General features: G+C 70.8%; 27 protein-coding genes. 18 read left to right on the top strand and 9 right to left on the bottom strand.

The window, feature by feature from the left end; genetic code table 11:
- Positions 1-43: 43 nt before the first annotated feature.
- Together AB0C28_RS45155 and AB0C28_RS45150 are read right to left on the bottom strand one after the other, a co-directional pair.
- A complete protein-coding gene (locus AB0C28_RS45155; protein ID WP_357857508.1) occupies positions 44-844 on the bottom strand; it encodes an IclR family transcriptional regulator C-terminal domain-containing protein in 801 nt (266 codons plus the stop codon).
- A gap of 68 nt (positions 845-912) precedes the next feature.
- On the bottom strand, positions 913-2346 hold the full coding sequence (locus tag AB0C28_RS45150; RefSeq protein WP_358082068.1) for an amidohydrolase family protein: 1434 nt from the start codon (positions 2344-2346) through the stop codon (positions 913-915).
- Between the two features lie 175 nt (positions 2347-2521).
- Between AB0C28_RS45150 and AB0C28_RS45145 the strand changes: the two genes are divergently transcribed.
- The 5 genes from AB0C28_RS45145 (at position 2522) to AB0C28_RS45125 (ending at position 6806) form a co-directional block, all read left to right on the top strand.
- Complete coding sequence (locus tag AB0C28_RS45145; protein ID WP_358082066.1) at positions 2522-3682, top strand: CoA transferase; 1161 nt, start codon at positions 2522-2524, stop codon at positions 3680-3682.
- 35 nt (positions 3683-3717) lie between these two features.
- On the top strand, positions 3718-4530 hold the full coding sequence (locus tag AB0C28_RS45140) for a citryl-CoA lyase (protein ID WP_357857498.1): 813 nt from the start codon (positions 3718-3720) through the stop codon (positions 4528-4530).
- A gap of 17 nt (positions 4531-4547) precedes the next feature.
- A complete protein-coding gene (locus tag AB0C28_RS45135; RefSeq protein WP_358082063.1) occupies positions 4548-5414 on the top strand; it encodes an extradiol ring-cleavage dioxygenase in 867 nt (288 codons plus the stop codon).
- Positions 5411-5770, top strand: a complete 360-nt coding sequence (locus AB0C28_RS45130) for a hypothetical protein (protein ID WP_346115288.1) — start codon at positions 5411-5413, stop codon at positions 5768-5770. Before AB0C28_RS45135 ends, AB0C28_RS45130 begins: the two co-directional genes overlap by 4 nt.
- Before the next feature lie 67 nt (positions 5771-5837).
- Positions 5838-6806 (top strand): zinc-binding dehydrogenase, encoded by a 969-nt coding sequence (locus AB0C28_RS45125; RefSeq protein WP_358082060.1) that lies wholly within the window; start codon positions 5838-5840, stop codon positions 6804-6806.
- Positions 6807-6820: 14 nt separating this feature from the next.
- On the opposite strand, the gene AB0C28_RS45120 is transcribed toward AB0C28_RS45125, so the two are convergent.
- The gene (locus AB0C28_RS45120; RefSeq protein WP_358082058.1) at positions 6821-7792 is read right to left on the bottom strand and encodes a zinc-binding dehydrogenase; all 972 of its coding nucleotides are present in this window, start codon (positions 7790-7792) and stop codon (positions 6821-6823) included.
- Between the two features lie 75 nt (positions 7793-7867).
- Here AB0C28_RS45120 and AB0C28_RS45115 point away from each other — a divergent pair, with 75 nt between their 5' ends.
- Positions 7868-8506: a helix-turn-helix domain-containing protein gene (locus AB0C28_RS45115; protein WP_358082056.1), complete on the top strand. Its 639-nt coding sequence runs from the start codon at positions 7868-7870 to the stop codon at positions 8504-8506.
- 24 nt (positions 8507-8530) lie between these two features.
- Here the strand turns inward: AB0C28_RS45115 and AB0C28_RS45110 are convergent, their stop codons facing one another.
- A complete protein-coding gene (locus AB0C28_RS45110) occupies positions 8531-9292 on the bottom strand; it encodes an FCD domain-containing protein (RefSeq protein ID WP_357857482.1) in 762 nt (253 codons plus the stop codon).
- Between the two features lie 183 nt (positions 9293-9475).
- Here AB0C28_RS45110 and AB0C28_RS45105 point away from each other — a divergent pair, with 183 nt between their 5' ends.
- The 5 genes from AB0C28_RS45105 (at position 9476) to manD (ending at position 14955) form a co-directional block, all read left to right on the top strand.
- A complete protein-coding gene (locus tag AB0C28_RS45105; RefSeq protein WP_357857480.1) occupies positions 9476-10720 on the top strand; it encodes a sugar ABC transporter substrate-binding protein in 1245 nt (414 codons plus the stop codon).
- A 67-nt stretch (positions 10721-10787) separates the two neighbouring features.
- Positions 10788-11729 carry a sugar ABC transporter permease gene (locus AB0C28_RS45100; RefSeq protein ID WP_358082053.1) on the top strand — a complete coding sequence of 314 codons (942 nt, stop codon included), beginning with the start codon at positions 10788-10790 and terminating at the stop codon, positions 11727-11729.
- Positions 11726-12541 carry a carbohydrate ABC transporter permease gene (locus AB0C28_RS45095; protein ID WP_357857475.1) on the top strand — a complete coding sequence of 272 codons (816 nt, stop codon included), beginning with the start codon at positions 11726-11728 and terminating at the stop codon, positions 12539-12541. Before AB0C28_RS45100 ends, AB0C28_RS45095 begins: the two co-directional genes overlap by 4 nt.
- Before the next feature lie 4 nt (positions 12542-12545).
- Positions 12546-13694, top strand: a complete 1149-nt coding sequence (gene dgoD / locus AB0C28_RS45090; protein WP_357857473.1) for a galactonate dehydratase — start codon at positions 12546-12548, stop codon at positions 13692-13694.
- A gap of 31 nt (positions 13695-13725) precedes the next feature.
- Positions 13726-14955, top strand: coding sequence for a D-mannonate dehydratase ManD (gene manD / locus AB0C28_RS45085; RefSeq protein ID WP_357857470.1), 1230 nt, complete (start codon positions 13726-13728; stop codon positions 14953-14955).
- A 54-nt stretch (positions 14956-15009) separates the two neighbouring features.
- Here manD and AB0C28_RS45080 read toward each other — a convergent pair whose 3' ends face one another.
- Complete coding sequence (locus AB0C28_RS45080; RefSeq protein WP_357857467.1) at positions 15010-15291, bottom strand: DUF3040 domain-containing protein; 282 nt, start codon at positions 15289-15291, stop codon at positions 15010-15012.
- A 67-nt stretch (positions 15292-15358) separates the two neighbouring features.
- On the opposite strand from AB0C28_RS45080, the gene AB0C28_RS45075 reads away from it, so the two are divergent.
- The 5 genes from AB0C28_RS45075 (at position 15359) to AB0C28_RS45055 (ending at position 20974) form a co-directional block, all read left to right on the top strand.
- Positions 15359-16051 carry a MarR family winged helix-turn-helix transcriptional regulator gene (locus tag AB0C28_RS45075; protein ID WP_357857464.1) on the top strand — a complete coding sequence of 231 codons (693 nt, stop codon included), beginning with the start codon at positions 15359-15361 and terminating at the stop codon, positions 16049-16051.
- A 38-nt stretch (positions 16052-16089) separates the two neighbouring features.
- Positions 16090-16767, top strand: a complete 678-nt coding sequence (locus AB0C28_RS45070) for a hemerythrin domain-containing protein (RefSeq protein ID WP_357857461.1) — start codon at positions 16090-16092, stop codon at positions 16765-16767.
- Positions 16768-16845: 78 nt separating this feature from the next.
- Positions 16846-17067: a hypothetical protein gene (locus tag AB0C28_RS45065; protein WP_358082050.1), complete on the top strand. Its 222-nt coding sequence runs from the start codon at positions 16846-16848 to the stop codon at positions 17065-17067.
- Between the two features lie 180 nt (positions 17068-17247).
- On the top strand, positions 17248-19674 hold the full coding sequence (locus AB0C28_RS45060) for a rhamnogalacturonan lyase (protein WP_358082047.1): 2427 nt from the start codon (positions 17248-17250) through the stop codon (positions 19672-19674).
- A 118-nt stretch (positions 19675-19792) separates the two neighbouring features.
- On the top strand, positions 19793-20974 hold the full coding sequence (locus AB0C28_RS45055) for a VOC family protein (protein ID WP_358082044.1): 1182 nt from the start codon (positions 19793-19795) through the stop codon (positions 20972-20974).
- A 351-nt stretch (positions 20975-21325) separates the two neighbouring features.
- On the opposite strand, the gene AB0C28_RS45050 is transcribed toward AB0C28_RS45055, so the two are convergent.
- Positions 21326-22297, bottom strand: a complete 972-nt coding sequence (locus AB0C28_RS45050) for a hypothetical protein (protein WP_358082041.1) — start codon at positions 22295-22297, stop codon at positions 21326-21328.
- Positions 22298-22511: 214 nt separating this feature from the next.
- Between AB0C28_RS45050 and AB0C28_RS45045 the strand changes: the two genes are divergently transcribed.
- Complete coding sequence (locus AB0C28_RS45045; RefSeq protein ID WP_357857447.1) at positions 22512-22730, top strand: hypothetical protein; 219 nt, start codon at positions 22512-22514, stop codon at positions 22728-22730.
- 169 nt (positions 22731-22899) lie between these two features.
- Here the strand turns inward: AB0C28_RS45045 and AB0C28_RS45040 are convergent, their stop codons facing one another.
- From AB0C28_RS45040 to AB0C28_RS45030, 3 genes are all read right to left on the bottom strand, one after another.
- Positions 22900-23469: a hypothetical protein gene (locus tag AB0C28_RS45040; protein ID WP_357857444.1), complete on the bottom strand. Its 570-nt coding sequence runs from the start codon at positions 23467-23469 to the stop codon at positions 22900-22902.
- Between the two features lie 265 nt (positions 23470-23734).
- Positions 23735-24490, bottom strand: a complete 756-nt coding sequence (locus AB0C28_RS45035; RefSeq protein WP_358082038.1) for an ABC transporter permease — start codon at positions 24488-24490, stop codon at positions 23735-23737.
- Positions 24487-25200 carry an ATP-binding cassette domain-containing protein gene (locus AB0C28_RS45030; protein WP_357857438.1) on the bottom strand — a complete coding sequence of 238 codons (714 nt, stop codon included), beginning with the start codon at positions 25198-25200 and terminating at the stop codon, positions 24487-24489. The genes AB0C28_RS45035 and AB0C28_RS45030 overlap by 4 nt, the downstream gene beginning before the upstream one ends.
- Before the next feature lie 250 nt (positions 25201-25450).
- On the opposite strand from AB0C28_RS45030, the gene AB0C28_RS45025 reads away from it, so the two are divergent.
- Positions 25451-26572, top strand: coding sequence for a histidine kinase (locus AB0C28_RS45025; RefSeq protein WP_358082035.1), 1122 nt, complete (start codon positions 25451-25453; stop codon positions 26570-26572).

The following is a 26572-nucleotide window of genomic DNA, read 5'->3' as shown; positions in this document are numbered from 1 at the left end:
ACGGCCGGTCACGAGGCCGTGACGTGCGGCACCGCGCCGCCGCTCACGAGGCCGTGACGTGCGGCACCGCGTCGTAGGCGGCCCAGTCGGCGCTGATCGCGCTCGCCGTCTTGAGCAGCAGCGGGAGGTGCTCCTCGGTCAGCTTCTCGATCGAGGTCTCGGCGGCGTGGGCGTTGACGTTGACCGCCGCGATCACGTTGCCGAGCCCGTCGCGCAGCGGCGCCGCCACCGACCTTATGCCCAGGGCGAGCTGTTCGTCGGTCATCGCCCAGCCCTTGGCCCGCACGGCGCGCAGGGCCGCCTCGCGCTCGCTCGGGTCGGGCCGCCAGCGCGGCTCGATGCCGGAGCGGCTCGGCTCGGCCAGCACTCGCTCCACCTCGGCCGGGGACAGCGCGGCCAGCAGCACCTTGCCCAGCGAGGTCTGCAGCGCGGGGAAGCGGGTGCCGATCTGCACCGACAGCGCCACGATCTTCGGCACGGCGACCCTGGCCACATAGACGATGTCGGAGCCGTCGAGCTGGGCGATCGAGGACGACTCGCGGGTCTGCGTGACCAGCGTCTCCAGGTGCGGCCTGGCCACCTCCCACAGCCCCATCGAGCGCACGTAGGACACGCCCAGCTCCAGCACCCGCGGCGTGAGGGCGAAGCCGCCCCGCTCGGCCCTGGCGTAGCCCAGTTCCTGCAGCGTGAGCAGGATGCGGCGGGCCGTCGGCCGGGCCAGCCCGGTGGCGGCCGCCACCTCGGTCAGCGACATGACCGGGTGTCCCGGCCGGAAGGCCCTGATGACGTCGAGGCCGCGGGCCAGCGCCTCGATGAAGTCAGGTCCGGTCTCACCACGTGCCATGTACGCCCTCACTCGCTCGGATCTGTCGGATCCGACTCTAGACGGTCGCCCGTCCGCACAGCGGCGGGTCAGAGGCGGTGCGTGGCGTCGCTGCGATAGTCCGTATACGTGTACGGGTTGTCCAGCACCTTCGCCGAGGGGATGTCGGGGTTCATGCCCTTCTCCCACGCCTCCTCCCCCATCGCGCCCTTGAGGTATTCGATCGTGCTGTCGGCCTGGGCGCGGACGGCGGCCAGGTCGACGCCGAGCAGGCGGTGCTCGTGCTTGACTACGCGCCCGTTGACCAGCACGGTGTGCACGTCGCCGCGCTGCGCCTGGAACGCCACGTGCCCGAACGGGTTGAGCAGCGGGAACGACACGGGCGATGCGTCGTTCTTGATCAGCACGAGGTCGGCCTTCTTGCCGGGCTCGATCGTGCCGAGGTCGTCGCGGCCGATGGCGCGGGCGCCGCCCCGGGTGGCCCAGTCGACGACCTGGTCGGCGCGCAGGGCGCAGTGGGTGACGGTCTCGCCCTTGGCGTGCGCCTCCAGGTGCTCACGCGAGCGGTCGGCGCCGAGCGTGGTGCGCATCGCCGAGAACAGATCGCCGCTCCACCATACGCTGGTGTCCATGGACAGCGAGACCGGGATGCCGTGGGCGCGGATGGCCCACGTGGGCGGGTAGCCCTGACCGGCGCTCTGCTCGCTCTCGGTGGAGACGGAGATCGAGCCGCCGGTGGCGGCGATGCGGTGGTAGGAGTCGGCCGACAGCGAGGCGGCGTGCACGTAGATGGTGCCGGGGGTCATGAAGCCGTGGTCGTACATGAGGCGGATGCCGTCGTCGCTGGTGGCGCCCCACACGCCGGCGTGGGTGGTGACCGTCGCGCCGAGCTCGCGGGCCACCTCGAAGGCGGGGCGCTCGGGGAAGGACGGGTCGCCCGTCACGTCGAAGGCGATCTGGAAGCCGAGCAGGTCGTCGCCGGTGACCCGGCGGCGGACGAAGTCGCGGAACTCCGGCGCGGCCGTCCACTCGGCGGGCGGCTGCTGGATGTTGCCGTAGGCGAGCACGTACCGTCCAGGCACGGCCTGCAGCGCGTCGGCGGCGGCGTCGGCGTGGTCGGGGGTGCGCAGGCCGTGCGACCAGTCGACGACGGTGGTGACGCCGGCGTCGAGGGCCTCGATGGCGGCCAGGGTGTTGCCCGCGTGCACGTCCTCGGGCCGGAACAGCTTGCCGTGCTCCAGGTAGTACCAGACGAAGTACTGGGTGAGCGTCCAGTCGGCGCCGTAGCCGCGCATCACGGTCTGCCACATGTGCCGGTGGGTGTCGATCATGCCCGGCATGACGATGCCGCCGGAGGCGTCGATCTCGGCGGCGCCCTCGGGCACCTCCAGTTCGGGGCCGACGGCGGCGATCCTGTCCCCGGTGACGAGGACGTCGGTACGGGTGAGCACCCGCCTTCCGTCCATGGGCAGCACGGTGCCGCCGCGCAGCACCACGGGGCGTCCGGCCTCGAACTCGTTCATGGCACGCTCCTCGCTTGCGAACAGTCGTCCGCTGTACGGTCAACGCCACTGTGATGAGATGCCGCCCACCTGTCAAGATGGTTGACGCATCGGCTTTTCAGTGCTGGGATCGCTCTAGCGGACATACGTCCGTTGAGCGGACGGAAGAGCTGAGCGAACGGAAGAATGGATCCGGATGACTGACCACGTGCCCGAGGGGCCACTGTCCGGTGTGCTGGTGGCCGACTTCTCCCGGGTGCTGGCCGGCCCGTACGCCACGATGCTGCTGGCGGATCTGGGCGCCGACGTCGTCAAGGTCGAGGGCCCCGGCGGGGACGACACCCGCTCATGGACGCCGCCCGCGCGCGGCACGGCGTCCACCTATTACCTGGGCGTCAACCGGGGCAAGCGGTCGATCGCGCTCGACCTGCGGCAGGAGGGCGACGCCGGGCTCGCCAGGGAGCTGGCCCGGCGGGCCGACGTGCTGGTGGAGAACTTCCGCCCCGGCGGGCTGACCAAGTACGGGCTCGACTACGACACCGTCAGCGCGGCCAACCCCGGCGTCGTCTACGCCTCGATCAGCGGGTTCGGGTCGGGGGCCGGCGCGCGGGTGCCGGGCTACGATCTGATGGTGCAGGCCATGTCGGGGCTGATGAGCCTGACCGGCGAGCCGGACGGGCCGCCCTACCGGGCCGGGATCTCCGTGTTCGACGTGATGGCGGGCAACCACGCGGTGATCGGCGTGCTGGCCGCGCTGCGCCATCGCGAGGCCACCGGGCAGGGGCAGCACGTCGAGGTCAACCTGATGTCGTCGGCGCTGACCGGGCTGGTCAACCAGAGCTCGGCGTACGTGGCGGGCGACGTGGTGCCGTTCCGGATGGGCAACGCGCATCCGAGCGTGTTCCCGTACGAGCCGCTGCCGACCGCCGACAACGACCTCATCGTGGCGGCCGCGAACGACGGGCAGTTCCGCAAGCTGTGCGAGGTGCTCGGCATCCCCGAGGTGGCCGACGACCCGCGCTTCGCCCGCAACGCCGACCGCACCGAGCGGCGGGAGGAGCTGCGGCCCCTGCTCGTCGAGCAACTGGTGAAGCGGCCGGCCGACGAGTGGTTCCAGCTGCTGGTCGAGGCCGGCGTGCCGAGCGGGCCGATCAACACCATCGACGGCGGGTTCGCGGCGGCGGAGCGGTTCGGGCTGGAGCCCGTCGTGGTGGTCGGCGAGGGCGATCGGGCGGTGCCGACGACGCGGCACCCGATCCGCTTCTCCCAGACGCCCGCCGGGTACGCCCTGCCGCCGCCCGAACTGGACGAGCACGGCGCCGAGCTGCGCAAGTGGCTGGAGGACGGACGTGACTGAGCACTCGCGCGACTTCCGGGGCCCTGGGAGTGAACGTGACTGAGTACCCGACCGCGCTAGGAGCGTCGACGCCCGACACGATCACCCTGCTGGGCCGCGACCTGGCCACCGACGTGATGGGCGAGGTGGGCTTCGGTGAGCTGGCCTTCTGGCTGGCCACGCAGCGCCGCCCATCCCCGGGCGAGGTCCGCGTGTTCGAGGCCGTGCTGGCCGCGCTGGCCGACCACGGGTTCACGCCGACCGCGATCGTGACGCGGCTGACGTACCTGTCGGCCCCGGATTCCGTCCAGGGGGCCCTGGCCGCGGGCCTGCTCGGCGGCGGCTCCCGCTTCCTCGGCGTCACCGAGGACTGCGGCCGCTTCCTGCACGAGGTGATCGCCGCGCACGACCCGCTGCCGGCCGAGGAGTCCGACTGGGACGCGCTCGCCCTGGACACCGTACGGGCCCGCCGCGAGTCCGGGCGCCTCATCCCCGGGCTCGGCCATCACGTGCACAAGAACGGCGACCCACGCACGCCCAGGCTGTTCGAGATCGCGGCCGAGGAGGGCCTGGCCGGGCCGCACCTGTCGCTGTTCGCCGCCATCGGGCGCGTGCACCCGCAGGTGCTCGGCCGCACGCTGCCGCTCAACGGCGCCGGCGTCTGCGGCGCGGCGCTGGCCGACCTGGGGCTGCCACTGGAACTGCTGCGCGGGTTCGCGCTGCTGGCCAGGACCGCCGGGCTCATCGGGCAGCTCGCCGAGGAGCTGCGCCGGCCGGTGGCCAATGAGATCTTCCTGTCCGTGGACCTGAACAACCGGTCCATTCCGCCCGAGCCGTTCCCATCCCCCGACGGAGGTTCGCATGACTGAGGTCATCGGAGGTTCGCATGGCTGAGGTCGTCGCGGTCATCGCGTCCACCCACCACCCCTTCTACTATCGCGCCAGCACCGCCACCGGAGAGGACCGCCCGCCGTTCGCCGACGAGTGGGTGCGCAAGGTGGAGGCGTTCAGGGAGACGCTGACCAGGGCCAGGCCCGACGTGCTGGTCATGGTCGGCTCCGACCACTTCCACCAGCTGTGGCTGGACAACATGCCGCAGTTCCTGATCGGCAAGGCGCCCTTCTACGACGCCAACTTCTACAACGAGGAGCGCGAGTTCGGGCTGCCGCGCATGGTGTGCCAGGGGCAGGAGGACCTGTCGGGGTACATCCTGCGCGAGGGCATCGACGCCGGCTTCGACCTGGCCTTCTCCAACGAGCTGCGGATCGACCACTCGATCACCTGCCCGATCATCACCCTGCGCCCGCAGAACGACCTGCCGATCGTGCCCGTCTACACCAACATCTTCGCCCCTCCGCTGCCGCGGCCGAAGCGGTTCGTGCAGCTCGGGCAGACGATCAGGCAGCTGGTGGAGTCGTGGCCGGCCGAGCAGCGGGTCGCGATCATCGGCACCGGGCACCTGTCGCTGGAGCTCGGCGGGCCGCGCCAGTTCGGGCCGCACGGCCCCGACCCCGAGTTCGACCGCAAGGCCGTCGAGTGGATCTCCTCGGGCGACATCGAGGGCTGTCTGGCCGAGGTCACCCTCGACAGCCTGCACCTGCCGGGCAACGCCACCCACGGGTTCATGGACTTCATGCTGATGATGGGGGTGGCCGGCGAAGGCCGCAAGGCGGACTACGTGGACACCTACGACCTGTTCCACACCATGGAGGCGTACTTCACCTGGTACCCGGACGGAGGCGCCGGCGCATGAGCAAGTACCTGCTGAACAAGTTCCTGTTCACCGTGGACCGCGATCCCGAGCTGGTCGAGCGCTACCGCGAGGAGCCGCGCGCCACGGTGGAGTGGTGGGAGGGCGAGTACGCCAACCGCATCCTCGGCTGTCACAGCGGCGAGGCGTCCACCTGGCTGCGCTTCGACGACGTCGAGCGGGAGGCGCTGGCGGCGCACGACTATCCGCGGCTGTTCGAGCTGGGGGCGCATCCGTTCCTGACGCTCACCCTCTTCATCGCGATGTTCGAGCGCGATCATCCGCCGCTGGGCTTCCAGACGGAGTACGCGCGGCGGCTGTCGCACATGTCGCTGCCGTACCCGGACATCGCCACCTGACCCTGTTATCGAGAGCGGCGGTCCCGGAGGTCCGGGGCCGCCGGTAGGCGTACGACGCGGGAGCCCGATGATGCGTGCCCTCCAGATCGACGAGTGCGGGCGGCCGCCGGCCGTGGCCGCGCGCCCGGAACCGGTGCCGGGTCCCGGGCTGGAACCGGTGCGGGTCGTCGCCGCGCCGATCACCCCGCTGGACCTGCTGTGCGCGACCGGAACGTCCTACTTCGGGACGCCCGCGCTGCCGTACGTGCCCGGCGTCCAGGGCGTGGGCTCGGCCGGCGGGCGGCTCGTGTGGTTCCCGACCGCGGCCGGGATGGCTCCAGGGGACGGCAGCATGGCGGAGCTGGCCCTGGCACGGGCCGAGGACCTGGTCGAGCTGCCCGAAGGCGCCGACCCGTACGCCGTGGCGGCGCTCGGGCTGTCGGCGGTGGCCGCGTATCTGGCGCTGACCTGGCGGGGCGAGCTGGCCGCGGGCGAGCAGGTGCTGGTGCTCGGCGGGGGCGGCGCGGTCGGGCAGGCGGCGATCCAGCTCGCCCGGCTGGCGGGCGCGCGCCGCGTCGTGGCCGCCGCCCGCTCGGCGGCCGGCCTCGAACGAGCCCGCCAGGCAGGCGCCGACGCCGTCGTCCCCCTCCCCCCGGCTGGTTCGGACGACGTGGCGGGGCTCGCGCGGCGGTTCGCCGACGCCTGTGACGGGCCGGTGGACCTGGTCCTCGACCCGCTCTACGGCGTCCCCGCCGCGGCGGGCGCCAGGACACTGGGCCAGGGCGGGCGGCTGGTCAACCTCGGGAGCGCGGCGGCGGAGACGTGCCCGCTCGACTCCGCCACCCTGCGCAGCCGGTCACTGCGCATCCTCGGCTACACCAACAACGAGCTGTCCAGGGAGCAGCGGGCGGCGGCCGTCACTTACGTCGCCGAGCAGTCGGCGGCGGGCCGGCTCGCCGTGACCCACGAGGTGGTCCCCCTGGAACGGGCCGCACAGGCATGGGAGCAGCAGTCGTCCGGCGCCGCCGACGGCCGCATCGTCCTGGCCTTCGACTGACGCCCCCTCTGGCGTCAGCTGCCTGACGGCGTGAGCACGAGCCGGCCGAACACCTCGCCGGCGACCATCTTGCGGTGCGCCGTCGCGGCCTGCTCCAGGGGCAGCACCTCGTGCACCACCGACTCGAGCTCACCCCGGCCCGCCGCGGCCAGCAGGCCGACGGTCGCGGTGCGCCGGTCGTCGTGCGGCACGGAGTCGGCGCTGAAGACCGCGAACGACAGCGACTTACGGAACGCCGCGAACAGCTCCATGCCGAAGTCCGCCGGCGGGAAGCCCGCGACCGCGCCGACGCCCACCAGGCGGCCGTTCGGGTTGAGCTTGGCGAAAAGCGACGGCAGGCCCGCGCCGGCGACAATGTCGATGATGACGTCGTACGCCGCGGGCGCGCTGTCGTCTCCCTCACCGGAACGGTCCAGCACGTGGGTCGCGCCGAGCTTGCGCAGCCGCTCGCCCCGCTCGGCCGACGACGTCGTGACCGCCACCGCGCCGGCGCCGTCACGGGCCGCGAGCTGGACCGCCATGACCCCGATGCCACCGGCCGCGCCGCGCACCAGCACGGACTCGCCGGGGACGAAACGGGCATGGCGGAGCGCGAACTGAGCCACCATGCCGGAGCTCCCGAGTGTCACCGCGTCGGCGGCGGACATGTCCGCGGGGAGCGGGACGAGCGCCGAGGCCGGGGCGACGGCCTGCTCCACGTAGCCGCCGCCCTCGCCGGTGAACGCCCACACGCGCCGGCCGAGCCAGGACGGGTCCACACCGTCGCCCGCGGCGGTCACGGTGCCCGCTATCTCGCCGCCCGGGATGTGACCTTCCTGGAAGCCGTACCCGGCCAGAGCACCGCTGAGGATCAGGACGTCGACACCGCCGACGCCGATCGCCTCGGTGGTGATCACCACCTGGCCCGCGGCGGGGCTCGGGTCGGGCACGTCGACGACCGCGAGTCCTTCCGGGCCGCCGAACTTCTGGATGGCAACTGCCTTCATCTGTCGTCTCCTTACAAGGTCGAAGCCCTGAGGACACTAGTGGACGCCCCCGTCCGTTTAGCTAAAGTGAGAACGGTGGACGACCGTTTGACTCACAAGCTGCGCTCCGACGCCCTCGACAACCGCGAACGCATCCTCGAAGCCGCCCGCACGGTCTTCGCCGCCGAGGGCCTGCACGTGCCGATGCGGGAGATCGCGCGCCGCGCCGGGGTCGGCCCTGCCACTCTCTACCGGCGGTTCCCGACCAAGGAGCTGCTGGCCACGGAGGCGTTCGCGGACCAGATGCGCGCCTGCGAGGTCATCGTCGCGGACGGGCTCGACGACCCTGATCCGTGGCGTGGCTTCTGCCAGGTGATCGAGCGGATCTGTGAGCTGCACGCCCGCGACCGGGGCTTCACCGCGGCCTTCATGGCCACGTTCCCTGGCGCGATCGACTTCGCCACGAGCCGGGGGCACACGCTCGACGCGGTCGCCGAGCTGGCCCGCCGGGCCAAGGCCACCGGGAAGCTGCGCCCCGACTTCGTGCTGGACGATCTCATTCTCGTCCTCATGGCCAACAACGGCCTCCAGGCGGCCACACCGGCGGGCCGGGTGGCGGCCTCCCGGCGCTTCGCCGCGCTGGCCGTCCAGGCACTGCGCGCCGCCCCCGGCGCCGAGCCGCTACCGCCGCCGGCCCGGCTGGCGCCCGGCCGGCCGCTCTCACCGACATCCTGAACGCCACCCGGCCGGGGCGATGCGTCACTCCCCGCCGGGCTCGGCGGTCTGCTCCCACATCGACTTCATCTCGGCGAAGCCCTGCTCCATGATCCGCACCATGGCCCGCCTGGCCCGCTCGCCGTCGCGCCGCTGGATGGCGTGGGCCACGTCGGTGTGCAGCTGCAGCGCCTCCTCGTCGGGGTAGTGCGGCATCAGGTGGTAGTGGTGCCGGCCGGCCAGCACCTCGGCCACGATCAGCTGGAGCTCGGAGAACATCTCGTTGCCCGAGGCGACCAGCACCCGCCGGTGGAAGTCGATGTCCAGGTCGAGGAAGCGGGCCTCGTCGCCCGCCTTGCCCGCGGCCCACATCTTGGCGGCGAGTCCCACTAAATCGCTCGCCTCGTCGTCGTGGACGCGTTCGGCGGCCAGCCAGGCGGCGTACGGCTCGATGGCCGTACGGAGCTCGGTGATCGAGCGCATCTGCGCCATCCGCTCGCCGGAGGCGAGCCGCCACCGGATCACCTGCGGATCGAAGACCTTCCACGCCTCGGCGGGCTGGATCATGATGCCGACCCGGCGCCGGGTCTCGACGAGCCCCATGGAAGCGAGCACCCGCAGCACCTCGCGGATCACCGAGCGGGAGACCTGGTAGCGGTCGACCAGGTCTTCGATGCTGAGGACGGAGCCCGCGGGCGGGTCGCCGTTGCAGATGACGGTGCCGAGTTCGTCGAGGACACGAGCATGGAGCCCAGCCTCGGCAGGGGCCTGTGGGCTGGATGCGCCCCTGGGGGAGGACTGGGTCACGGACAAAGCATATCAATTGAAAGACGATACTTGAATAAGTCAGCTTTTTTGGCCTAGCATCCCGACATTAAACGGATGTTACGAGTGCGTGGCGCTCTACCGGGGGGCGGCGACCATGACGAAAGGCGAGATGACGTGCGACATCGATCGATAATCGGCCCATCTCTGGCCGTGGTTGTTGCCATGAGCCTGTCCGCCTGCGGCGGCGGTGGCGACAGCGGCGAGGGCGGATCCAACACGGTCCGGGTCACGCTGGCCAACCACGTGTGGACCGACAACATCAAGAAGGCCCTGCCCGAGTTCGAGAAGCAGTCCGGGCTCAAGGTCGAGGTCACCCAGCTCGGTGAGGACCAGCTGTCCGACCAGTACAACGTCAAGCTCAACGCCGGCTCGTCCGACATCGACGTGATGATGTACCGGCCCCTGCAGGAGGGCAAGCTCTTCGCCAAGAACAAGTACCTGGCCGACCTGTCGGACCAGGTGAAGGCGAACGCGAACTGGGACTTCGCCGACTTCCAGGCGGGCCCGAAGGAGGCCACGACCTACGAGGGCAAGCCGGTCGGCGTGCCGATCATCACCGAGCAGGAGGTCCTCTACTACCGCAAGGACCTGCTGGAGAAGGCCGGGCTCGACGGCCCGCCGAAGACCCTCGACGAGCTGAAGGCCGCCGCCGCCAAGATCAAGGCGTCCGACCCCGGCGTCGCCGGGTTCGTCGCCCGTACCGGCAAGTCCGCGGCCGTCACCCAGTTCTCGAGCTTCCTCTACAGCTTCGGCGGCGACTTCGTCGACGCCGGCGGCAAGTCGGCGGTGGCCAGCGACGCGGCCAAGCAGGCGTACGCCTTCTACGGCGGCCTGATCAAGGACTCCGGGCCGGCGAACGTCAGCACCGACATGGGCTGGCCCGAGGCGATGGCCATCTTCACCCAGGGCAAGGCCGCCTTCTACACCGAGGCGAACTCCCTGTACAAGAACGCCACCGACCCGGCCAAGTCCAAGGTGTCGGACCAGGTCGGCTTCGCGCCGTTCCCGGCCGGCCCGGCGGGTTCGAAGCCGTACAACATCCCGTCGTGGGCGCTGGGCGTCAACGCCAGCTCCGAGAACACCGCGAACGCGTGGAAGTTCATCGAGTGGGCCACCGGCAAGGACCAGACGCTCGCGCAGCAGAAGTCCGGCGTGCCGGGCGCCCGCGCCTCCGTCTGGGACAACCCCGAGGGCATCTCGACGTTCCCGAAGGACCTCGCCGACTCCATCGCGGCCAGCACCAAGACCGGCGTGGGGCATGACCGGCCCCTGGTCGTGAAGGTCGCCGAGTCGCGCGAGATCGTCGGCCAGCCGATCGTGGACGCCATCACCGGCAAGGACGCCGCCGCGGCGGCCGACACCGCCAACACCGCGTTCCAGAAGTTCCTGGACGACGAGGCCCGGTAAGCGGCGCACGCGGGCGACGGGACCGTCGCCCGCGCACCTCCGCAGTTCCGCCTCATCTGGAGACCTCATGGCAACGACCACCACCAAGGCGCCGCCCGGCGCCGCCACCGCCCCCGCCACGCCCGGCTGGGCCCGCTGGGTCGATCACCACCGCAAGTGGCTGTTCGCCGCGCCCGCGATGATCTTCGTCGCCGCGCTGCTCGTCTTTCCCCTGGCCTGGACCGGCTACCTCAGCCTGACCGACGCCGAGGGGTCCGTGCGCGCGGAGAGCGAGTTCATCGGCCTGCGGAACTATCTCGACGTCCTGACCGACTTCGAACGGTTCTGGCCGGCCGTCGGGCGGACCGCCACGTTCACCGTCGTGGCGCTGCTGTTCGAGGTGGTGCTGGGGATGGCGATCGCGCTGCTGCTGTGGCGGCCGTTCAAGGGCGAGCGCTGGGTCCGGGTCGCCATCCTGCTGCCGCTGGTCGCCACCCCGGTCGCGGTCGGCATGATGTGGCGGCTCATCTTCGACCCGAACATCGGCCTGGCCAACCAGGCCCTCGGCTGGGTCGGCATCGGGCCGCAGCCGTGGCTGGCCGGCCAGCACACGGCCCTGCCCACGACGATCTTCATCGACGTGTGGCAGTGGACGCCGATGGTGGTGCTGATCCTGCTGGCCGGGCTCACCTCGCTGTCGGAGGAGCCGCAGGAGGCAGCGCGCATCGACGGCGCCAGCACCTGGCAGCGCTTCCGTCACGTCACCCTGCCGCTGCTGATGCCGACGCTGACGGTGGCGATCCTGCTGCGCGGCATCGACGCGCTGAAGACCTTCGACATCCTGTACGCCACCAAGGGCCGCGGCGGCGGCTCCTTCCACGAGGTCGAGACGCTCAACGTGTACGCCTACGGCCTCAGCTTCGACTACAACGAGTACGGCGTCTCCTCCACCGTCCTCATCCTCTTCTTCCTCATCATCATCGGGGCGATGTGGGCCCTGACCACCCGGCGCAAGGAGGCGCAGCGATGAGACCCCGGACCGCTTACCAGGTGTTCCGGGGGGTGGCGCTCACGGTCGTGGTGCTCGGGCTGATCGCGCCGCTGATCTGGATGGTCGCCGCGTCGTTCAAGACGAACGTCGACATCTACGACCCCGGCAAGGCGCTGGCCTTCGTCCCCACCCTGGCCAACTACGCCAACGTGCTCCAGCAGGCGAACTACGTCGAGTTCATCCTCAACAGCCTCTGGGTGGCCTTCGCCGCGACCGTGCTCTCGCTGATCCTGGGCGTGCCGGCGGCGTACTCGATGAGCCGGTTCAACATGCGCAAGTCGGCGCTGGTGGTGCTGATGGCCCGGGTCATCCCCGGCGTGTCGCTGCTGGTCCCCTGGTTCTACGTCTTCTCCAACCTGAAGCTGGTCGGCGGCTTCGGGGTGCTGATCATCAGCCACATGTTCGTGTCGCTGCCGCTGGTCGTCTACATCATGATGGGCTACTTCGACAGCCTGCCCGAGGAGCTGGAGGAGGCGGCGCTGGTCGACGGGCTGACCCATGTGGGCGCGTTCCGGCGGATCACGCTGCCGCTGTCGGTGCCGGGGATCGCCACGGCGGGCATCCTGTCGTTCATCTTCTCCTGGAACAACTTCATGTTCGCCCTGGTGCTGTCCGACGCCGACACCAAGACCCTGCCGGTGGCGATCTTCGACTTCGTCGGGTACGCCAGCATCGACTGGGGCGGCCTGATGGCCGCGACCACCGTGGTCACACTGCCGATCATGGTGATCGCCCTGTTCGTGCAGAAGTACGTCGTCTCCGGCCTGACCGCCGGCGCGACCAAGGGCTGAGGGCATGACGACCATCACGCGTGTCGAGACCTTCCTGGTCGCCCCTCGCTGGCTCTTCGTCCGGGTCGAGACCGCCTCGGGCGTCGTCGGCTGGGGCGAGGCCACCTGCGAGGGGCGTTCGGAGACCGTGCGCACCGCCGTGCACCAGCTCGCCGAGCTGCTCGTCGGCCGGGACGCATTGCGCATCGAGGACCACTGGCAGGTGATGACCAAGGGCTCGTTCTACCGGGGCGGGCCGATCCTGGCCAGCGCCGTGTCGGGCCTGGACCAGGCGCTGTGGGACATCGCCGGCAAACACTTCGGCGCGCCGGTGCACCAGCTGCTCGGCGGCCCGGTCCGCGACCGGATCCGCGTGTACGGCTGGGTCGGCGGCGACGAGCCCAGCGAGGTGCGCGACCACATCGCCGCCCAGGTCGAGGCCGGGCTCACCGCGGTGAAGATGAACGCCTCCGGCCGGATGAGCCCGCTCGCCTCGGTCGCCGAGCTGAACGGCGTGGTCGCCCGGGTGGCCGCCGCCCGCGAGGTGCTCGGCGACACCCGCGACGTGGCCGTGGACCTGCACGGGCGTTTCACCCTGGCCAACGCCCGCCGGCTGGCGCCGCTGCTGGAGCCGTACCGGCCGCTGTTCCTGGAGGAGCCGGTCGTCCCGGAGAACTCGCACCTGATCGGCGAGTTCGTCCGTTCGACGCCGGTCCCGGTCTCGACCGGCGAGCGGCTCTACAGCCGGCAGGAGTTCCTGCCGGTCCTCCAGGCCGGCATCGCGGTCGCCCAGCCGGACCTCTCGCACGCCGGCGGCATCACCGAGGTACGCAAGATCGCCGCGCTGGCCGAGGTGTACGACGTGCAGCTCGCCCCGCACTGCCCGCTCGGCCCGATCGCGCTGGCGGCCTGCCTTCAGGTGGGTTTCGCCACGCCGAACTACCTGATCCAGGAGCAGAGCATCGGCATCCACTACAACCGGGGCGCCGACGTGCTCGACTACTGTGTCGACGGGGCCGCGCTGGCGTTCGCGGACGGCCACATCGAGCGGCTCACCGCGCCCGGCCTGGGCATCGAGATCGACGAGGCTTCGGTCCGCGCCGCCGACAAGCGGGGGCACGCCTGGCGCGGTCCGATCTGGCGGCACCGCGACGGCTCGTTCGCGGAATGGTGAGCCCCATCCCTGTTGTGAGAAAGGCACCTCTGTGAAGATCATCGCCGCGGACGTCGTCGTCACCAGTCCGGACCGGAACTTCGTCACCCTGAAGATCACCACGGATGACGGCATCACCGGCCTGGGCGACGGCACCCTCAACGGGCGCGAGCTGTCGGTCGCCTCCTACCTGGCCGATCACGTCGTCCCCCTGCTGATCGGGCGAGACGCGCACCGCATCGAGGACACGTGGCAGTTCCTCTACCGCTCGGCGTACTGGCGGCGCGGGCCCGTCACCATGGCCGCCATCGCGGCCGTGGACGTGGCGCTGTGGGACATCAAGGCCAAGGCCGCCGGGATGCCGCTCTACCAGCTGCTCGGCGGCGCCTCCAGGACCGGGATCATGGCGTACGGGCACGCGTCGGGCCGGGACGAGCAGGAGCTGTTCGACTCGATCCGCCGGCACCTGGAGCTGGGCTACCGCTCGATCCGGGTGCAGACCTCCGTGCCGGGCATCAACGCCGTGTACGGTGTCGCCGCCCAGCCCAGCGTGGACGGCAAGCGCTACGACTACGAGCCGGCCCAGCGCACCCCGCTGCCCGCCGAGGAGGACTGGGACACCCGGGCCTACCTGCGTCACCTGCCCGGCGTCTTCGAGGCGGTGCGTAACGAGTTCGGCCCCGAACTGCCGCTGCTGCACGACGGGCACCACCGGATGACGCCGATCCAGGCGGCCAAGCTGGGCAAGGCGCTGGAGCCGTACGACCTGTTCTGGCTGGAGGACTGCACACCGGCCGAGAACCAGGACGCGCTGCGCCTGGTCCGGCAGCACACGACCACGCCGCTGGCGATCGGCGAGGTGTTCAACACCGTGTGGGACTACCAGACTCTGATCCGCGAGCAGCTCATCGACTACGTCCGCTCGGCCGTCACCCACACGGGCGGCATCACGGCCATGCGGAAGCTGCTCGACTTCGCCGCGCAGTACCAGATCAAGTCCGGCATCCACGGCCCGACCGACATCTCACCGGTCGGCATGGCCGCCGCGCTCCACCTGGACCTGGCGATCCACAACTTCGGCATCCAGGAGTACATGCAGCACGGGGCGGCGACCAACGAGGTGTTCCGGCAGTCGTTCACGTTCGACGACGGCTACCTGCATCCGGGTGAGCAGCCTGGGCTCGGGGTGGAGCTGGACGAGCAGGCTGCGGCGCGGTTCCCGTACCAGCCGGCCTACCTGCCGTTCAACCGGCTCAAGGACGGCACCGTCCACGACTGGTGAGCCGTTCACGACGACGCCTGGGCGCCTTTTACCGGCGCCTGGGCGTCGCCGGTGTCACGGCCGCTCCCCCGCCCGGCGCGAGCGTGCGTACCAGATCCAGCCGCTCAGGCCGGCGAACAGCAGCGCGACGAACGGCGATCCGGCGAGCAGGGAGATGACCGCGAACGACGCGCTGAAGACGATCATGATCGTGTACGCCTCTTTGGGCAGGAGCGGCGTCGCCGCTCGGGCCAGGCGTCGCGCGCCGGCGGCGAACGATCGGGCGAAGTCCGGATCGTCGTCTGCCAACCGGCGCTGAATGTCCCTTAGGGCCGCACGTTCGTCGTCGTCGAGCACGACACACCTCCAGGGCGATGCCGCTAACTTGGATTTTTGTATCGTAGCACGATATAAACTGGAATCCATGGACGCTGTCACGTGCGGCCCGAGGGCGCGCGCGACCTGGGAGAGGCGAGAGAGAGGCGACGCGATCGTGGGCGACGTTCTGGACGAAGCGCCGGAGCAGGACGAATCCATCATCGCACCTGCGGACACGGACGGAGCTGTTGTCGCACCTGCGGACACGGCCGAATCCGCCGCTGTACCGGCGGACACGGCCGAATACACCGTCGTACCCGCGAACACAGACGAGTCCGCCGTCGCACCTGCGGGCGAAACCGGAGCGGCGCGACCGGAGCCCCTGACCAAGCAGGACTTCGAGGCGCTGGCCAGGTTCCGTTTCGCGATCCGCGCCTACCTGCGCTTCAGCGAGGACGCGGTGCGCGCCGCCGGCCTGACTCCGCAGCAGTATCAGCTGCTGCTGGCGCTCAAGGGCTTCCCCGGCCGTGACTGGGCGAGCGTGCGGGAGCTCGCCGACCGGCTGCTGCTGCGCCACCACAGCGTGGTCGAGCTGGTAGGCCGGGCGCAGAAGCAGGGTCTCGTACGCCGGACCGCCCACCCCAGCGACGGCCGGGCGGTACGGGTGACGCTGGCTCCCGCGGGCGAACGCGTCCTGACCCGCCTGGGCACGCTGCACCGCGACGAGCTGCGGCGGATGGACACCGCGATCCTGCCCCCTGAGTGGGAGAGCGCCTCACCCCCGTTCGACGGAAACTGAGTCCCGGCACCGGCCCGCCCCGCCTCAAGGAAGGGATCATGGACACTCGGACGACGCTGACCATGGAACACGCCCACCTCCTGACCCAGGTCACCGACCGGGCCCGTGACGTCCTGCGGGTGGCCGGGCAGGACCGCTGGCCGAGCCGCGAACTGACCGCGCTGGCCGGCTACCTGCGCGCCGAGCTCATCAGGCAGGTCACCGACGAGGAACGGCTGCTCTTCCCGGCCCACGAGACCACCCCAGAGCTGTCCCGGCTGGCCCGCGACCACGCCCGGCTGCGCGCCTGCGTCGACACCCTCGCCGCCGCGGCCCGCGAACGTGGCGCCCGCTCCCCTGCCCAGCTCGCCACCACCGTCCGCGACCTGCTCACCCAGCTCGGGAACCACCTCACCACCGAGCAGGCGATCCTGGCCGCGCAGGACAGGCCGGCCACCTCCACCTCGGCCCTCGGCGCCTGCCCGCACCACTGGTACCCACTGACCGAGGGCCCTGTCGTCGACCTGGACGCCCTTCCCGCCGACCGCCTGACGGAGGCCATCGGCGACCGGCTGCGGCGGCTGTCGCGGGGCGAGCAGCTCGACCTGTGCTCAAGCACCGACCCGAGCGACCTGTGCGACACGCTGGCGGCCGGCCACGACGACTACGGTTTCACGTACCTGGCCTGCGGGCCTGACTTGTGGCGGGTACGCGTCACCCACCGCCTCGGCCGCTGACCCCGGCCTTCTGCGCCATCCCCAGCTCGGACACCGACCCCGACCCGCTACGCCACCCACGGCGAGAGCGGGCACCGTGTGCAGCATCGCGATCACCGCCCCGGCCACTGCCCCGGCTATCGTGCCGGCCGCCTGCCAGTGATCATCTCCGTCGCCCGCAGGACGATCGTCGTCGGCGACGCGCGCAAGTTCGCCTTGAACGCCCCGACCCGGGTGTGCGGCTGGGACGCGGCCGACCTGCTGGTGACGGACGGCGTCCCGGCCGGCTTCACCGGTGTCGGAGTGCAGCTCGCGCCATAGGCGTTTCCGCTCACCGCCCGCCCGGCGAATCGCCTTATTCCCTTTATTTCGCATTTGCCAGCGAACGCCCCAATTCACCGCGCCAGAAATCGACCGGTAACAAAGTCTTGACAGGAGCCGCTATCCACCAATACTCTCCCAGCTAAAATTATATCGATTTAATCAGCGGAGCTCGTGACCATGAGACCCCCCAGCAGCATCCGCCGAGCGCTCGCCACCGGCCTGGCCGCCCTGCTCTGCCTGCCGCTCACCGCGCTCCCCTCGGCCGCGAACACCGCGAACACCGCGGGCGCCAGGGACGCCACAGACGCCGACGCGACGACCGGCAGCACGGGCGCCGGAGCCGTGCACGCCTCGGGCACGTACAGGGGCTCGGAGAGCGCCCGCACCTCGGGCCGCCACCGCCCCACCCCCCGCCTGGAGCAGCTCGATCGCGGCCTGGTGGCCGCGTCCACCGGCGAAGGCGTCTTCCTGAGCTGGCGCCTCCTCGGTGACGAGGTCTCCGGCCACGGCCAGAACGGCATGACGGGCGCCACCTTCCGCGTCTACCGCGACGGCCGCCCCATCGCCACCGTGACCGACAGCACCAACTACAAGGACACCGGCGGCACGGCCCGTTCGGAGTACCGGGTGGCGCCGATCGTCAAGGGCCGCGAAGGCCGCAAGAGCGGCGTGGCCGCGCCTTGGCTTAAAACGTTTTACGACCTTCCACTGAAGAAGCCGGCCGACGGCGTGACCCCGGCCGGCGAGGCGTACACGTACGCGGCCAACGACCTAAGCGTCGGCGACGTGGACGGCGACGGCCGGTACGAGTACGTCGTCAAGTGGGACCCGTCCAACAGCAAGGACGTCTCCCAGCGCGGCTACACCGGCAACACCTACGTGGACACGTACGAACTGGACGGCACTCTGCGCTGGCGCCTCGACCTGGGCGTCAACATCCGCTCCGGCGCCCACTACACCCAGTTCCTGGTCTACGACTTCGACGGCGACGGCCGTTCGGAGATGATGCTCAAAACCGCCCCAGGCACCAAGATCATCCGGTACGGCGGCAGAGGCCAGGTCGTCTCCGAGCGTTATGTCACGATGCCGCGCGCGGACGTCAAAGCCGGATACGCGAATACCGACGACTATCGAAAAAGCGCGGCAGACTATTTCGACCATGTTGCCGCCATGTTCGAGAAATGGCATGAGCACCCGGAGGTCGTCGCCGGACGCTGGCCGGCCACGCTCGAAGCGGCGTTCGGGATCGCGCCCAAGTACCGTTACCCGCTCTCCCACGCGGACGCGGTCGAGCTGGCCACGTACTTCGTGGACGTCCACGCGCCGGCCCGCAGCGGCAACAACCGGCTGCGCGAGTTCGCCGGGTTCGTCCTGACCGGCCCCGAATATCTGTCGGTCTTCGAGGGCGCCACCGGCCGCGAGCTGCAGACGATCCCCTACAAGCCCGGCCGCGGCGACGACGGCCTGCTGTGGGGCGACTACGCGATGGCCAGGGTCGAGCCGGGCAACCGGGTCGACCGCTTCCTGTCCTCGGTCGCCTACCTCGACGGCAAGCGCCCGTCGGCGATCTTCGCCCGTGGCTACTACACCCGTACCACGCTGGTCGCCTACGACTGGGACGGCCGGCGGCTCAAGGAGCGCTGGTACGTCGACAGCGGCCACGTCCCGATGGCCAACCCGTTCAACGCCGCCCCGCACGGCGTGGACGGCAGCGACCCCGAGTACGCCACCCTCACCACGCAGGGCTTCCACTCGATGAGCGTGGCCGACGTGGACGACGACGGCAGGCAGGAGGTCGTTTACGGCTCCGCCACCATCGACGACGACGGCGACCTGCTCTACTCCTCCTTCGCCGTGGCCCCGCCGCAGAGCAACGTGCCCGGCCAGAACGTCCGCCTCGGCCACGGCGACGCCATGCACGTCGGCGACATCGACCCCGACCGGCCCGGCCTGGAGATCTGGACCGTGCACGAGGGCGGCCCCTGGGCCCCGTACGGCTGGGCGCTGCGCGAGGCGGCCACCGGCGAGGTGATCCACGGCGGCTACAGCGGCGTGGACACCGGCCGCGGCATGACCGGCGACATCGACCCGGCCGTCCGCGGCCTGGAGACCTGGTCGTCGATGCCGCCCGACCAGGCGATCCAGGCCGGTCTGTGGTCGGCCCGCGGCGAGTACCTGGGCCGCGACGCCCCCGGCACGAACATGAGCATCCGCTGGGCCGCCGACATGACCACCCAGATCGTCAACGGCACCGCCACCACCGAGCTGCAGACACCGACGATCGACGACCGCCGTCGCGGCACGCTGCTGACCGCCGAGGGCACGCTGACCAACAACTGGACCAAGGGCAACCCCGGCCTGGTGGCGGACGTGTTCGGCGACTGGCGCGAGGAACTGCTGGTCCGCACCGCCGACAGCAGCGCCGTGCGGATGTACGTCAGCACCGAGCTGACCGACAGGAAGCTGTACACGCTGATGCACGACCCGCAGTACCGGGTGGAGGTGGCCAGGCAGCAGACCGCCTACAACCAGCCCGCCTACCCGAGCTTCTACCTCGGCTCGGACATCGACTGGTCGAAGGTCCCCATCCCGTCCACCAGGTGACCGGCGGACGGCGGGCGGGCCTCCATGGCCCGCCCGCCCCGCACTTGGGAAAACCACTTGCCGCGCTCATCCACCCGTGCGAGGCTCCGCCGGGACGAGACCGGCGGAGGAGGCGGGCGTGAGCAGATCCTCGATCCTGAACGTGACGTTCGACTGCGCCGATGCCGGCTCCATGTCACGCTTCTGGAGCGAGGTCACCCGCTGGCCCCGCACGAAGGTGGACATGCCGGGCAACCCGTTCTGGTGGGTGGGCCTCGACCATGACAGCTCCCCTCACCTCGTCTTCGTCGAGGTGCCGGAGCCGAAACGCGGCAAGAATCGCGTTCACCTCGATCTCTTGCCCCAGGACGGATCGCAGGAGCAGGAGCTCACCCGGCTCGAAGCGCTGGGCGCGCGCATCGTGGACGACCGCCGCAGCCTCACCCCCGGCGGTTGGGTGGTGATGGCCGACCCCGAAGGCAACGAGTTCTGCGTCGAGGGCGGCGAGCAGCCGGGCCACACCCGCCACCATGGGCTCACCGAATCAGATGATGCGCACCGTGCGTTCCCGGGCACAACCACCTCCGTGCCGGAGAACGACTTCGACGAACACATTGCGCGGACGTACGAGGACAAATGGCCGGAGCTGTTCGAGCCCGCGGTCCTCGACCCCGCCGTGGACTTCCTCGCCGCCCTGGCCGGCCCGGGCGGCAGCGCCCTCGAACTGGGCATCGGCACCGGACGCATCGCGCTGCCCCTCAGCCGGCGCGGCGTCCGGGTGCACGGGATCGAACTGTCGCCGGCGATGGCGGCCCAGCTGAACGGCAAACCGGGCGCCCAGCACATCGACGTGACCATCGGCGACTTCGCCACCACCAGGGCCGGGCACGACTTCACCCTCGCCTACCTGGTGCGCAACACCATCACGAACCTGACCACCCAGGACGAACAAGTCGAATGCTTCCGTACCGTGGCCGACCAGCTCGAACCCGGCGGCTCGTTCGTCATCGAGGTCTACATCCCCGAGCTCCGTCGCCTGCCACCGGGCCAGACCGTGCACCCGTTCACCGTGACGCCGGCGCATCTCGGGTTCGAGGAGTACGACGTGGCGTCACAGCTCGCCGTCTCCCATCACTACTGGGTCGTGGACGGCCGGCTGGAGACCCGTTCGACGCGGCACCGCTATGTCTGGCCGTCCGAGCTCGATCTGATGGCGCGGATCGCCGGAATGACCTTGCGCGAACGCTGGGCCGGCTGGAACCGCGCGCCCTTCACCGGCGACAGCCGCAGCCACATCTCGCGCTGGCAGAAGACGTCCTGACCGCCAGGCCGCATCACCGCCGCTGTCGCCGCACCCGCGGGCGGTCGCCCGCGCCTCAAGGAGACGCGAGCGACCGTTACAGCAGACGCGGGCGACCGTGGTTCGCAGTACGCGGGCCGGCGTCATTCGCGGTGCACGGGCGGGCGTGGCTCAGCCGACGGCCGGGCCCGGAATCGGGGTGAACCCGCCGAACTTGTGCGGCGGTTGGAGCGTGGGAGAGGGGTCCACGTTCAGGCCCAGGGATCCGTTTGCGAGGCGGGCCAGCAGGAATCCGGGCCCCAGCGTGCTGACACCGGGGCCGAACGCCGCCGGGTTACCGGAGACGGCACCGTCGATCCGCTCGTAACCGCGCTAGGCGGCATCGGGCGAGGCCGCCTTGTTGACGTACAGGGCGTCGTCGGTGCCCCGGACGTACAGAGAGGTGACGTTGCCCTGGAAGCTGAAAGCGGGGTCGCTGGTGGCGGTCCCGCCGAGCGGCTTCCAGGCGTACGGGAGCGTGAACAGGTTGAGCGTCCAGAGACCGCCGTCCGCGCCCCGTGCGGCGATGAAGCCGCCGCCGAAGAGAGCATCCTCGGCGACGGCGATGTTGCTGGTGACCTGGAGGTCTCCGAGCGGCTCGAACGCGGTCACGCCACTGGCGCTCACCCTGCTCACGTAGACGCGGTGGTCCGCGCCCCGGACGAACACCCGGACGGTGTCGTTCGGGACGGCGAAGGTACGGGCGGCGGTGATGTCGCTGGTGGCGAAGCCGCCGAGGCTGCTCCAGCCGGCCCACGCGCCGCCGTTGAGGCTGTTGGTCCACACGGCTCCGTCGGGCCCGCGCGCGAAGATCCGCAGGCTGCCCGCAGGTGCGAGGTTGGGCACGAGCGCCTCGACATCGCCGGTGACCGTCAGGCCAGGCACCGTCGAGTAACCGGTGACGGCGCCGGACGGGGTGATCGTGTTGGTGTAGACCTGGTCATCGGTGCCGCGGACGAAGAAATGGATCCCACCGCTGTTCACCACCACCGACGGATCGCCGACGATCACCCCGCCGAGCGACTGGAGCGGCCCGAACGTGGTACCCGAGCGGGCGCTGTAGAGCAGCGCACCATCGGCCCCGCGCACGGCGACACCGGTCGCGACGGGCGGAGCGGCGCGATCGTAGGCCACGGCAGGGGTGCTGAGATCGGGCAGGTCAGCCGCGTACGGCGGCGGCACAACAGCGGCCGAGGCGTCGGATGCCGCGGCCGAGGCGGAGGTCGCGGGCGCCAGCACGCCCGCGGCGGCGGCCAGGATCGCTCCGGCCGCGAGGGTCTTGCGTAACCAGTGAGGCTGGACCATCGAAGTCCCTTCTCGGAGAGGTGACCTTGATTCGTCTCCCGGACGCCACTTGGATCACCGGGCGGCCGGAAAGGATCCACTTCGGAAGGACGCCTTTACAACGTAGATCGCAGGAAGGCCTCCATACCAGCGGCATACCGGCGCCTGCTTGGCTGTGGCCACCACCGAGCCCCTGCACGTGGAAGAGCGGGGCTCCTTGAAGAGAGGTTCGCCTGTGAAGCAGAGAATCGCCCTCCTCCTCGGGACGGCCATGGTCTCGATGACGTTCGTGGCGGCACTCAACGCCGCTCCGGCGCAAGCGAAGTCATGGCATTGGCACGGCCCCGTGAGCAAGAGCGTGTGCGTCTCGGAAGCCGCCGTGAAGCGGACCAAGGGCATCAAAGCAGAATGCAAGTGGACGCCCTACGGCTACTACTGGGGCACCTACTCCTGATCCCCGCTCTCTGCCGGCTCGTACGGACTCCGGCCGTCGCCCCTCGATCCACCGAGTGCGCGTCAAGCATCCCGTCGGCTGGTCGGCAGCCGTACGTGAAAGGGGCGCCCCTCGTGGTGGAGGGGCGCCCCTTTCGAGCGTGCGGCCGGACTGCGGCCGGCGGGGGAGGTCAGCCGGTGGGCTTCTTGACGGAGACCGGCTGGGTCACGGGGTGGGTGTCCTTCTCGGCCCAGGAGCCGGTGGAGAAGGCGACCGGGTAGTTTTTCCGGCCGACCCCGTCGCCCCACTTCGTGACGACGTAGTCGATCTTGATGTGGCCCTCGCCGCCGATGCCGTCCACGCCCAGGGTCTCCGGGTTGAAGCGGCCGCCGGTCAGCTCGGCGAAGGTCTTGGCGTCCAGGTCCAGCATCACACCACGGTTGGAGGGGTCGCCGGGGCCCCGGTCGCCCACGAAGAAGGGCAGCTTCTTGCCCTTGTAGACGACGTAGCCCTCGGTCATGAGCGGCCAGCTCGGGCTGGCGACCAGGCCCTTCTGCATGGGCTTGCCCGCGGCGGGCAGACCGGTGTCTCCGGCGCGGCCGGAGGAGTCGTCCCAGAAGTAGGACGCGGTGGTCGAGCCTTGCAGAACGCCTCGCTGTTCGGTGCCGGTCTCGGCGTGCGCGGTGGCGGCCGAGCCGATGGTCACCGCGGTGACGGTGGAGGCGGCGAGCAGAGCGATGGAACGCAGGCGAGCAGACATGAAGAAATTCAGGTCCTTTGTTAGGGGACGGGAACTTGCGCTCGCGGACGAACGTAATCTGGGCAGCGCGCCGTGACGGACGCTGCATGGAGCGCGGCTGGATCCACGGAGGTCGGGATCCGGAGGTCCGGCGGGACCACCTCGTCGAGACGTGACGCGATGGATCCTTCACCGGGGAACGAGGTCCACGTTACGGACCGAACCGGACAAACGCAAACAAAACACCATGAAACCGGCAAAGATCTACGTTGCGGGTAAAGGGACGTCAGTGCACGTCCTTCCTCAGCACCCGCAGAACGCCCACCCCCGCGGGGATGACGATCCAGAGCACCACGGACACGGCAAGCCGCGCGGCGTCGCCGCCGGTCAGGTCGGAGCTCATCAGCACGCTGATGGTCCTGTTGGGGTCGAGCCACTCCCCCGCCGTCTCCCCCACCGGGCCGAGCTGGCCGATGAAGCTCCACAGCATGGGACTGACCAGGTAGATCACGATCGCGGCGGGTGCGTTGAGCAGCAGCAGGCCCAGGGCGAGCCCCTGCGCGGTGGACAGGATCGTCGTCGCGATCCAGCCCAGCACCTGGCCGGGGTCGAGCTCCCAGGCGGCCTGCCCGCCCTGGGCGGCCGCGGCGACGGCGGTCGCCGGCACGGCCACCAGCAGCGCCAGCAGGCACGCCGCCACGGCCGCGACCAGCACGGGCAGGCACTTGGCCACCAGCACCCGCCCCCTGCGCGGCTCCAGTGTGAACGTGGTCAGCGCGCTGCGGTGGCTCCACTCGCCGGTCAGCGACAGGATGCCCAGCACGGGAAGCAGCGTCCCCGAGGCGATCCCGGCCGTGCCGGCCAGGGTGAACAGGTCGGCCGGCCCGCCGTACAGGGCCCGGCCGACGACGAGCACCACCGCGGCCCCGACCAGGACACCCATCATGATCATGCTGGTGCGCGTGTCGAGCAGCTTGCGGGTCTCCACCCGCAGCAGCCTGCCGAAGGGGAGGCGGTACGCGGTCGGCGTGTCGGTGGTCATGCCAGGCTCCGGTCTGCGTGGGTGGTGAGTTCGAGGAAGGTCCGTTCGAGGTCGCGGCCCCGGCCGAGCTCGGCGAGCGTGCCCTCGGCCAGCACCCGGCCGGCGCCGATCATCACGATGCGGTCGGCCACCTGCTCGACCTCGTGCAGCAGATGGGAGCTGAGCAGCACCGCGCACCCCGAGCCGGCCAGGTCGCGCAGCAGCCCACGCATCCAGTGGATGCCCTGGGGGTCGAGGCCGTTGGCCGGCTCGTCGAGGATGAGCGCCCTGGGCCGGCCAAGCAGCGCGTGACCGATGCCCAGCCGTTGCCGCATGCCCAGCGAGTAGCCGCCGACGGGCCGTCTGCCCTCCTTGGGGCTCAGGCCCACCATCCGCAGCACCTCGTCGGCGCGCGAGCGGGGCAGGCCGAGCATCATCGCACCCAGGGTCAGCACCTCGCGGCCGGAGCGGCCGGGATGCTGGGCGCCGGCGTCGAGCAGGGTGCCGACGTCGTAGCCGGGTCTCTCCAGCTCCGCGTACGGCCGCCCCAGCACGGTGGCCGTGCCCGAGGTGGGGCGGGACAGGCCGGCCAGGATCCGCATGGCGGTGGACTTGCCCGCGCCGTTGGGACCCAGGAATCCGGTGATCGTGCCCGGCTGGACGGTGAAGGAGACCTCGTCCAGTGCCTTCACCTCGTGGTACGCCTTGCTGAGGCGGTGGAATTCAATCACGGGTCAAGTTCACCGAAAAGGCGGCCGGATCTCATCGGTCCTGGGTCCAGCGTTGGGGGCGAGAATGTGGACCATGGTCGGCAGTGAGGTGGACCTGGGGTGCTAAAGCCCTGGACAGGAGGTCTCTAGGCTGGGGGACGTGCAGGACCACCCCGACGAGCGCCGACCGTCCCCAGGAGCAGGGCCGCCTCCAGCCCCCGAAAGCTCGCCGCCGGCGCCCGGAAGCGGCCTTCGTGCAGGGGCCGGCCGGATGCCCGTGGCCGATCGGTTCGGCACCGTCCTGCTCTATCTGTTCGCCTCGCTCCCCCTGCTCCTCTACCTGGTCATCCTGACCACGCTCGCGCCGGGGCGGCCCGAGTCCGGCGACCAGCGGCTGCTCCTGGACATGGGCGTCGGCGTGGCCGGTCTGATCGTGCTGGGGTTCCGTGCCAGGTGGCCGGTTCCGGTCACGCTGGCGCTGATCCTGCCGACCGCCTTCTTCTTCACCGTCACGGGCCCCGCCCTCGTCGCCTTCGCCTCCCTGGCCACGCACCGCCGCTGGCGGCAGGTCGTGCCGGTGGCGGTCGTCTTCTGGCTCTGTACGCTCGCCTCCACCCGCTGGCAGGACGGCTGGGCGCTGACCCTCGTCTTCGGCGCGATCGGCGCCGCCGTGCTCGGCGTGCTCACGGTCGTGGGCCTCTACCTGCGCGGGCGCCGCGAGTGGGCGGAGGCGCAGCGGGCCGCGGTGGTGGCGGCGCAGGAGCACCGGGTCGAACAGGCCAAGCTCGCCGAACGCCTGAAGATCGCCCAGGAGATGCACGACGTCCTGGCGCACCGGATCTCGCTGCTGACGATGCTCGCGGGCGGCCTGGCCTACCGTAAGGACCTCGGCCCCGAGGAGATGCGTGAGACGGCGCTGGCGATCCAGGACAACGCGCACCAGTCGCTCAACGAGCTGCGCGCCGTGCTCGGCACGCTGCGCCGCGACGGCGGCCTGGAGGCGCCGCAGCCGACGCTGGCCCACCTGGACGCCCTGTTCGAGGAGGTGCGCGCGGCCGGGCAGCGGGTCGAGGTGGACGACACCGTGGCGGGCAGGGAGCACTTGCCGGCGCAGACGGGGCGGCACGCGTACCGGATCGTGCAGGAGGCGCTCACCAACGCCCGCAAGCACGCGCCGGGCAGCCCCGTGCGGGCCGAGCTCGGCGGGCGACCGGGGGCGGGGCTGCGGATCCGGGTGAGCAACCCCGCGCCGGCCGGCGTCGCGGCCGGGCCCGGCGGGCGGCTGGGGCTGGTCGGGCTGGCCGAACGCACCCGGATGGCCGGCGGCACGCTCGACCATGGCGTACGGGATGGGCACTTCGTCCTGGACGCCCTGCTGCCGTGGGAGGCTTGA

Origin of the sequence: Nonomuraea sp. NPDC048892 (assembly GCF_040649735.1) — a bacterium.
GTDB classification, from domain to species: domain Bacteria; phylum Actinomycetota; class Actinomycetes; order Streptosporangiales; family Streptosporangiaceae; genus Nonomuraea; species Nonomuraea maheshkhaliensis.
Note: the sequence above shows the minus strand (reverse complement) of the source record. Positions and strands in the feature narration are given on the sequence as shown.